Here is a 1,625-nt window from a genome sequence, read left to right as displayed (position 1 = left end):
GCCATCGGCAACACCCTCAACGGGGTGTCCGTTCCTTCAGGCGATGTGCAGGGCAACGTGACTTGGGGGATCAGAGGGATTCCCTATGTCGTGCAAAGCGGAACCCTGTCGGTCGGAAGCACGCCTTCCTTGTTGAGCCTCAGTCCCAATGAGTTGCAGGCCGGTGACACCAACGCCTTTACTTTGACGGGGACTCGCCTGACCGGCTTGACCCGTGTTGCGTTCGACCGCCAGGGATTGACCGCACAGGTACAACCAGGCGCTGGGGACTCCAGCGCGGTGCTCTCCATCACGGCCGATGGCGCTGCAGCAGCCGGGCCGGTCTCCATGGAAGCAATGACGGATGCCGGCCTTGTACGCCTTTCCAATGCGTTGACGGTTCTGGAATCCAGCCCCCTGATCAAGTCGCTCTCTCCATCGTCCCTGTTCACCGGTCAGGGTGAGGTGACCCTGGCGGTCAGCGGTCTGGCATTCCGATCGGATACGCAGGTCCTTCTCAATGGAGCGGCCATCACGACGCAGTTCGAGTCGGCCCAGGCGTTGAGGGCGCAGATCACCACCCCGTTGACGCCTTCCACGCTCAGCATTGCCTTGCGCACACCGGATGAGGCCAACCCTGGGCAGTTCATCACCTCGTCGGCAATGGATCTGCCGGTGCTGTCTGCATCCATTGCAGTCACGCCGGCATCCACGACGGTCTTCAATGGTGCCAGCGCGAATCTGAACGTGCAGCTGTCCTACCCGGCGCCAGCCGGTGGTCTTGCGCTGAACGTGGTGTCCAGTGTGCCTTCTGTGGTGGCTGCACCTTCGACCGTTCTGGTGGCCGAGGGGCAGACCAGTGTTGCCTTGCCCGTCAGTGCCAGTGGTTTGGGCAACTCGGTGATCACCGTCAGCCGTGTCGGCTTCACCAGCGGGCAGGCCACCGTGCAGGTGGTTTCGCCTCCCCGTCTGACGCTCTCTCCCGGGGCCTTGACCTTGGGTGTCGGGCGATCGGCGGACATCACGGTTCAGGCCTCGGCACCGGCGCCTGCCGGTGGGTTGCCAGTGTCGCTGGCGAGCAGCAATGCCTCTGTGGCCACAGTGCCAAGCCAGATCACCATCGCAGCGGGGAGCACGAGCGCAACCGTGGCGATCAGCACCCTGTCCGAGGGCAATGCCACGGTCACTGCAACCGCTGAGAATCATGTGTCTGCGCAGACGACGGTCAATGTGCGGCCGCTGTCGATCGTTCTGCCAACGGGTGCGCTGGTGGCTCCTGGTTTGAGCCGTTCCATTCCGCTGACACTGTCTGATCCGGCTCCTGCGGGAGGCCTTGAGGTGACACTGGTCAGTTCCAACTCGGCCGTGGCCTCGGTGCCTTCGAGCATGGTGGTGCCTGCCGGTCAGACGAGTGCCAACTTCGTGCTCTCTGGTGTGGCGGCCGGTAGTGCCAGTGTCAGCGTCAGCGCTGCTGGACATCAGGCCGCCAGCATGCCGGTGACGGTGGAGTCGGTGACGATCGGACTGGGCTCGCCCAATGTGTCCACCGTGTCGATACCCAAGGGCTTGTCGCGCAACTTTGCTGTGACGCTGTCGCGGCCTGCTCCGCAGGGTGGTGTGACGGTGAGCCTGGCGATGGCCGATCC

1 protein-coding gene is annotated in these 1,625 nt (G+C 63.8%); it reads left to right on the top strand.

From position 1 onward, the window contains the following. Nucleotides 1-90: 90 nt before the first annotated feature. Nucleotides 91-1,625 (top strand): hypothetical protein (locus J2W49_RS25680; RefSeq protein WP_405001087.1); only part of this gene is annotated, 1,535 nt, incomplete at its 3' end.

This window comes from Hydrogenophaga palleronii, from assembly GCF_031457455.1.
GTDB lineage: Bacteria > Pseudomonadota > Gammaproteobacteria > Burkholderiales > Burkholderiaceae_C > Hydrogenophaga > Hydrogenophaga palleronii_A.
The sequence above is the reverse complement of the archived record's forward strand: the minus strand, read 5'-3'. Positions and strand labels throughout refer to the sequence as shown.